The organism is Priestia sp. JV24 (assembly GCF_025910025.1).
Classification (GTDB): domain Bacteria; phylum Bacillota; class Bacilli; order Bacillales; family Bacillaceae_H; genus Priestia; species Priestia megaterium.
In genome coordinates, this window is record NZ_JAPCIN010000049.1 from 1 (window position 1) to 8,404 (window position 8,404).

Consider the following 8,404-nt stretch of genomic DNA (forward strand, 5'->3'; position numbering starts at 1 on the left):
TATTATATCTTTTCCATTTGGTGAAATGTTCGTATTTACGATGCTACTCCCGTATTTAAATCGTCCTAAACTAATAAAAAAGATATGGTTATCCGCATTAGTTTCAAGTGGGTTGATTTTAAGCTGGACAGCTGCTTTAAATATGTCGGTTCTAGGGTTGGATGTAATGCAGAGATCTACATTTCCTACATTGGCTACGATTGGAAAAGTCAATCTATTTGATTTTATTGAAAGACTGGATGCTATTGTAATGTTCACACTGTTAATGACCGTTTTTTTTAAAAGCATCTATTTTTATGTATGGGGCTGTCATTGGAATCACTGACTTATTTAAGGTGAAGAACTGCCAGCAAATTATTCTTCCTATAGGATTCATTTTGTTTTTTCTATCCATGACAATCGCCTCCAGTTTTTCAGAGCATTTAGAGGAGGGGTTTACTATTACCTTAAGATATCTTCATGTTCCTTTTTTTATTGTTATTCCTTTGTTTATGCTGGTTATCTCCATCATTGGGAACTACGTGAAGAAAAAAACTAGTTAGGATGGTATCGTTTCTCTTTTTTCTTTTTTATAATCATAAAAATTTGCTGGCCAATGACAATAAGAAAAAGTCCAGCTAACATGATATATTCAGCATTACTCATTACCCAAAAAGGGTTTAGAAGGTGCATAAATGAATCATGGAAGCTAAAACCTAATAGAAAATCCATTAACAAGAGGTTTAAAGTCGATAATAAAAAGACAATAATTAGTGCTAGGAAAATCTTCATGTTCTTCCCCCTTTTAATTTAAAGTAAATATATTATTTGCCAAAACAAAGTTTTTAATAATAAACCTCAATGTAATTATTATCAAACTATTTAAGGCTCTGCAAATTCTTTCGTGGATGGCCCAAGAAGAACGGGATTGTATTCGCAAGTGTCAGCGAGAGGGCATTGATGCTTCGCTAAATAAAGGAATTTCTTTTGGACGACCTAAAGCTCAAATTAGTCAGGAGTTTATTGAAGCCTATACTTATTGGGAACGAAAAAAATTACAACTGTACAAGCCATCAAAGAAGCGAATGTGAAAAGAACAACGTTTTATAAATTAGTAAAGCAATATAAGAGTACTTTAAAAAAAGGTCACCATACCGTAGAAGAAACTCATCAAAAAGAAGCCTTTGCTATAATTAGAAAAGGCTTTCAATTTTATAAGAAGAGGAATTCTTTGTTACTAATTCTAGGAATATTATAGAGTCTTAAGTACTTTTGATAGAAATTTAAAATTCAATAAAAAACGTAGAAAGATTAAGTGGAATTTCTAATTACAAGTTCAATAGAAAGGTTAATACTTACTGAATCAGATTTACCCTGTTCAACTGTATTTAAAATTATTTGAGCTGAGAGCATTCCTTTATTAGATACACTTTAGCTAACTATTGTGAGACTAGGTAATGAATAACGACTAATTATAAGGTTATCAAATCTAACGATGGTATAATCTTCTGGAATTCCCTCTTGGTATTCCTAGAGTGATTTAATAATACCGGCTGCTACAATATCTGAAGTTGCAAAAATAGAAATTATTTCTTCCCTCATCTCTAATAGTTTTCTCTCCATTTGATAGCCAACTTAATAAAAACTACATCCACTGGCAGTTTTTTTGTTTTCAAGACGTATACGTTATACAGAGTTAGTTAAGCATAGTCACTGTTTTCGAAACCCAACTAAAAGGACCCTTGCAAAGGATATTGCTTCTTCACATGTCAAATTTTCTTCAGTATGCAGTTTATATACATGTTTTCTAATGTAACAATATCTAAATTTCTCATCCAAACTTAATATTATTTATAAACATATTGGTAAATTTTGATGCATACAAATATTTATGCAAACGCTTGCGCAAACGTGTAACTTTAGTATACAATGTTCAAGTAAAGAGTATTCTAACTTTTTAAAAAATTGGGTTTTATTAAATGACTGACCATATTAAATTTTTAGCAGAGCCTGTTAAAACTGGTCTAAAATTTTTAAACAGTAATCAATAACCTATGAATGAGTATATGCTGAATGATTAGTAGAGGCTTTCTAATAGGCAGATAGTAATCCTGTTTCAAAGGCCATAAGTGAACGGCATAATGGCAAGATGATTTGGATAAATAGAAAAACAGTCCGTCGAAGGTAATAGTAGTCACAGCGTTTATTAGGTTTATTTAAAACAATTGTTAAGGATTATACAATATGGGGCTTTAAGTAAGAATATTTATCTTTCGCAGCTGTTAGTTAAATCATAGGAGGAAATTATGTTAGAGCACAAGATCGTTAAAACCAGTGAAAAAAGCTTTCGGCAAGACTTACCTTATCTACCAATCAGTACGATATGGTTAATTAGTTTCGGTTTTTTAGGTGTACAAATGGCATTCTCATTACAGAGTTCAAATATGGGACGTATATTCCAAACAATCGGTGCTGATCCAACTACATTAGGTTTCTTCTTTATATTACCGCCACTGGCAGGTTTAGTTGTTCAACCTTTAGTTGGTTATTTTTCGGATCGAACCTGGATTCCAAAACTTGGCCGACGTATTCCTTATCTATTAATTGGAGCCATTGTGGCCGTAATCGTCATGTGTCTATTGCCTAACGCTGGTAGTTTCGGCTTTAGTGCAATGGCTGCTATGACTTTTGGAGCAATCACCATTTTATTTATGGATCTATCATCAAATGTAGCAATGCAACCATTCAAGATGATGGTTGGGGACATGGTCAACGAAGACCAAAAAGGTTTCGCCTATTCAATTCAAAGTTTTTTATCAAACAGTGGTGCTGTGTTAGCATGTATCTTTCCTTTTATTTTAACGGTATTGGGTGTCTCAAATAGTGCACCAACGGGAGTTGTCCCACAATCAGTTGTTATTTCATTTTACGTTGGAGCCATTGTATTAATCATTTGTAGTTTATTTACAATATTTAAAGTGAAAGAATATTCACCTGCTGAGTTTGCTGCTTATCATGGTATTACTAATGAAACTAATAAAGAAAATGTAAACGTTTTTAAGTTACTTCGTAACGCTCCAAAGGTTTTTTGGACTGTTACACTCGTTCAATTTTTCTGTTGGATGGGCTTTCAATATTTATGGACGTACGGTACAGGAGCAGTTGCTTTAAACGTTTGGCATGCCATTGAACCATCTAGCTCAGGTTATCAAGCAGCTGGCAACTGGTTCGGCATCTTATCAGCTGTACAATCAATTGCCGCAGTGCTTTGGTCACTAATTTTGTCACGTGTACGCAATAACAAACGTAAACCAGCTTATGCCCTTAGTTTATTGCTAGGTGGCATTGGATTTGGGTCCGTATTCTTTATTCATAACCAATGGGTATTAATTGTTTCGTTTATCTTGATTGGTATTGCCTGGGCTGCAATGATGACGTTTCCATTTACAATGCTTACCAACGCTTTATCGGGCAAGAATATGGGAACGTACCTGGGGTTATTTAACGGTAGTATTTGCTTACCGCAGATTATAGCTTCTTGCTTAAGTTTTTCTTTGTTCCCAGCAATTGGATCGTCTATGTCAGGAATGATCTTAATCTCAGGTATTTTGCTTGTTATGGGTGCAGTATCTGTTTCAATTATTAAGGAAACATACGCAAAATAAGATTTAGTTATGCTTATTGTAAAAGGGTTAGCTCAGCTGTTTAACTTTTTGAAAAATGAGCAATTTCTGAATGAAATACCAAATTATAATTATTAAGAGGCTGTCTCGTAAGTTTGAACTCCAACTTATGAGACAGCCTCTTATTTAGTAATGATTTCGTTACATTTCTTATTAACGAAGAGTCAATCGCTAAACAACTGTCAGATTGATGTAGAAATAATAATGTAATCCGAAAAACTACGTTAAATGATTATATTAATTAAAAAGAAGAATGAAATAATTACACAAATTATGAAAAGAAAGTTATATGTTTAACTTATATCATTAGATAAAACTAAACATACTTTATTAAAAATAGTTATACCATTTACCTACATTGTAGAAAAAGGTTCTATTTGTCGTCATCTAGAGTAAATAGTAAAATTTATATTTTTGTAAGTTAGTTTTTACAATTACTTAGCATAATTAAATTAGTTTTAAAATTATTATTTATAATATACGTTTTAAATGTATTTTACTTGTAATAAGTAATTTTGAACTTTCCTGCAGAACTTTATATAGATAAAAATTTTAAAAGCTAAAAGAAATAAATGGATGCGTATTTCAGAACTATTTCTATATTTTGTTCTGTCTAGCAATCTTATATAAAAAAGTGAAAAAAGGGAACGTTATATGTGAGAAATAAATAATAAAGCGTTTTACATTTTATGGAAGTTAATATGAAATTCCAAGTATAGAGACAATACATATTAGATGATGTATTGGTTGAATTATTTATATAGAAGAAACACGTTAAGAGAGGCTTTTAAACATTAAAGCAAAGGCTGTTAGTTTTATTTGATCTTTAGTATAATTATTAAATTTTTTTCGGAATGTAAACGTGAGTATTGGATTAAAAATACAAATAATAATAGTTCATCGTATAGGGAAAGGGAGAATATAAGAATTGTTCAATAAAATTGATACAATTAGGTTCATTGAACGTTTTTTATACTTCTAGAAGCTCTAATATATTAACTAAATCAGTATACTGCGCACCTAGGAAAAGAAGAGTAGATTATTAAATAGGGTTGAATAATTCTAAACTAAAGAACCATAATTATGTAATTATGGTTCTTTGGTTTTCTTTAATTTCGGATTAAGTAATCGAACGCACCTAAAGACGCATTCGCACCTGACCCCATAGAAATAATAATTTGCTTATAAGGACTATTTGTACAGTCACCTGCAGCAAACACTCCTGGTATATTCGTAGCGCCATGTTTATCTACAACAATTTCACCAACAGGAGTACGTTCCACTGTATCGCCTAGCCAATCAGTATTTGGTACAAGACCGATTTGAACAAACACACCCTGCAATTCGATATGCTGAACTGCTCCTGTATCACGTTCAATATAGGAAATTCCGTTTACTTTATCAGTTCCGGTAATTTCTTTTGTTTGAACGTTCTTTAGGACAGTTACGTTAGGCAGACTATAAAGACGTTCTTGTAATACAGCATCAGCTTTCAACTCTGGCATAAACTCAAGAACAGTTACATGTTTCACAATACCTGCTAGATCAATTGCTGCTTCAATTCCAGAATTTCCACCACCAATGACTGCTACATGTTTTCCTTCAAACAATGGACCATCACAATGAGGGCAATATGCTACACCCTTATTCTTAAACTCTACTTCACCTGGCACACCAACATTACGCCAACGAGCTCCTGTTGAAATGATAAGGCTCTTACTTTTTAATACTGCACCGTTTTCAAGTTCAAGTTCAATGAGGTCTTTCTTTTCTAAACGTTTGGCACGTTGTAAATTCATTACATCAATGCCATACTCTTTGACGTGTTCTTCAAGACTTGCTACAAGCTTAGGACCTTCTGTGTATTTTACACTGATAAAGTTTTCAATACCCATAGTGTCCATAACCTGACCGCCAAAACGTTCAGCAACAATACCTGTACGAATTCCTTTGCGTGCGGCATAAATCGCTGCACTGGCACCGGCAGGTCCTCCACCAACAACAAGAACATCATATGGATCTTTATTAGAAAGGTCTGATGCCTGCGGTCCATCACTTACTTTCGCTAGAATTTCTTCAAGTGTCATACGTCCACTGCTTAAGAATTCACCATTTAAGTATACGGATGGCACTGCCATGATATCTTTGCTTTCCACTTCTTCTTTGAAGGCTGCACCGTCAATCATAGTATGTGTAATGCTAGGATTGAGAATACTCATTAAGTTCAGTGCTTGTACAACATCTGGGCAGTTATGGCAGCTCAGGCTAATGTAAGATTCAAAACGATATTCGCCTTTAAGGCTCTTAACTTGATCTATTAAGCTTTGATCAACTTTTGGTGCTCTTCCACTAACCTGCAACAAAGCCAATACTAATGAAGTAAATTCATGGCCTAGAGGGATACCCGCAAAAGTTACTCCAGTATCTTCACCGACACGATTTACACTAAAGCTCGGCGTTCTTGATAATTGGGTTTGCTCTACAGTAATTTTAGGTGACATAGTAGCCAATTCATTCACTAAATCCAGCATGTCACGAGACACATCATCGGATCCTGCACTAACTTTGAGGTGCACGTCTCCCTCCATCAGTTGAAGATATTGGTCTAATTGTGCTTTTATATCTGCATCTAGTAACATTTATCGCACTCCTTAAATTTTCCCTACAAGGTCAAGGCTTGGCTTAAGTGTTGTAGAGCCTTCTTGCCATTTAGCTGGGCATACTTCACCTGGGTTGTTACGAACGTATTGTGCTGCTTTAATTTTGTTAACAAGAGTACTTGCATCGCGGCCGATGCCATCTGCATTAATTTCTACAGCTTGAATGATACCATCTGGATCGATGATAAATGTTCCACGAGCAGCAAGCCCCTCTGATTCAACTAGTACGTTGAAGTTGCCTGAAATTGTTCTTGTAGGATCACCAATCATAATATATTTAATTTTGCCGATAGCTTCTGAGCTATCATGCCATGCTTTATGTGTGAAATGAGTATCTGTTGAAACAGAATATACTTCAACTCCTAATTCTTTTAGAGTCTCGTATTGGTTTTGTAGATCTTCAAGCTCAGTTGGGCATACGAATGTAAAATCTGCTGGATAAAAGCAAACTACGCTCCATTTACCCTTTAAGTTTTCTTCAGTAACCTCGATAAATTCACCATTATGGTAAGCCGACGCTTTAAATGGTTTTACTTCTGTTCCAATTAATAACATAATTGAATTCCTCCTAAGTGTGTTTTAAGAATTATAAATAGCTTGATTGATAAATAAATTAAAAGGTTTATTTAACTATAATAATTCTAATTGAATATACATTATTATATAGGAGTTATTTTCTTTGTCAAGGAAAACCTCCTCCCGACTTTCTTAAGTTTTGTTTTGATAGATAGCTTGATTAAATGCCATCAATTTCGCTATAAACAGACCTATAGTCAATTCTATAGGAGTAAGAAAAGTTAAAAGTAAATTTATTTTCTTATTAAAAAAATTCTGATGTTGATATTTTCATTTTCAATAACGAAACATTTTTCTCAATTATTTAGTTTCGAAAAATCCTAAGTGTGTTTTTATCGGCAGATAATCTAAGTGATAAGCTTAAACTAAATAAAAAGGGTGCTTCCTTTCAAAAGGAAGCACCCTATGTCAATTGACAAAAGATAATCTGTCTTTATTATTATAACATTGGTTGTAAAGAATAGCTGTCAGGACTATAAAATAAGCCTACTCTTTTCAAAAATTTATATATGATATACACCCGTAGTTAAGTCGGGTAGGCAGGCACTCTCACGAGCGCCCGCCCCCCTGAGAACCGTACGTGACAGTTTTCCCGTCATACGGCTCAAGCCTTCTTTTTATCCGAACAACTTATTTATTTAATACACGGTACATGTACTAATTTAGCAGTTTTACCTGTAGAAACTTCTAAATTTCGTACAGTAACTTTTTCGCCATTTTGTAGAGTGTATTTACACAATGCGCAACGGTAACCTTGTTTCCTTGCGAGTTTCATCCTGTCTAGCGTATTTTCGCTATTAAAGACCTTACGGTCTCGCTTTTCCCAATATTCTTTTAGGCTAGGATCATCTGGGCTGTTTTTATAAGCTACCATCACATGACGCTCTATTTTAATCCACGACATGTTTCCAATACTGTCCGTAACCACGAATAATAGGGTTTAAGACACGTATGATTTCTTTTACTGGTCGTCCTCGCATTACTGCGAATGTATCTTTTATCTTACCTTTTGCTTTTTTGATGCTGTCTTTGCTAGGTTTGATTAATAACTTATTGCCTTGTTCCGTCTTGTATTGACGCAGCGAGAAGCCAAGAAAATCGAAGCCATTCTCGATAAGTGTAACACTGGTTTTCTCTTCGCTGAGTGTAATTCCTCGCTTTTGTAAGTAAGGAGTAAGTTTCCCATACATGCTTTCAGCTTTTTCTTTCGTTTCGGTTACGATGACGAAGTCATCTGCATAGAGAACACGTCCTATCTTACATTTTGGATCGGTTCCGTATCCTCCCCCACTTGGTTTGTATGTCTTTCTATACACAATACCAATCTCTTCTTCCATACCACATAAGGCGATATTAGCTAGAAGGGGAGACAAGATACTTCCTTGAGGGGTTCCTTCTGTTGTCTTATGAAGCGTACCTTGCTCCATGTACCCCATTTTGAGCCATCTTTTGATAAGAGTGTTACCTGGAAATATAGATGTTTGCTCTACTATCCACTCATGATTA

General features: G+C 34.3%; 6 protein-coding genes. 2 read left to right on the forward strand and 4 right to left on the reverse strand.

The window, feature by feature from the left end:
- The coding region (locus OK414_RS29050) for a spore germination protein (protein ID WP_263046332.1) at positions 1–325 on the forward strand (325 nt) is incomplete at its 5' end.
- A gap of 209 nt (positions 326–534) precedes the next feature.
- On the opposite strand, the gene OK414_RS29055 is transcribed toward OK414_RS29050, so the two are convergent.
- Positions 535–771: a hypothetical protein gene (locus OK414_RS29055; protein WP_144636069.1), complete on the reverse strand. Its 237-nt coding sequence runs from the start codon at positions 769–771 to the stop codon at positions 535–537.
- Between the two features lie 1,514 nt (positions 772–2,285).
- Here OK414_RS29055 and OK414_RS29065 point away from each other — a divergent pair.
- Positions 2,286–3,644, forward strand: a complete 1,359-nt coding sequence (locus OK414_RS29065) for an SLC45 family MFS transporter (protein ID WP_263046331.1) — start codon at positions 2,286–2,288, stop codon at positions 3,642–3,644.
- Positions 3,645–4,771: 1,127 nt separating this feature from the next.
- On the opposite strand, the gene ahpF is transcribed toward OK414_RS29065, so the two are convergent.
- From ahpF to OK414_RS29080, 3 genes are all read right to left on the reverse strand, one after another.
- A complete protein-coding gene (gene ahpF / locus OK414_RS29070) occupies positions 4,772–6,301 on the reverse strand; it encodes an alkyl hydroperoxide reductase subunit F (RefSeq protein ID WP_263046330.1) in 1,530 nt (509 codons plus the stop codon).
- Positions 6,302–6,313: 12 nt separating this feature from the next.
- Positions 6,314–6,877 (reverse strand): alkyl hydroperoxide reductase subunit C, encoded by a 564-nt coding sequence (ahpC, locus tag OK414_RS29075; protein WP_216876734.1) that lies wholly within the window; start codon positions 6,875–6,877, stop codon positions 6,314–6,316.
- Between the two features lie 911 nt (positions 6,878–7,788).
- The coding region (locus OK414_RS29080) for a reverse transcriptase domain-containing protein (protein ID WP_264363566.1) at positions 7,789–8,404 on the reverse strand (616 nt) is incomplete at its 5' end.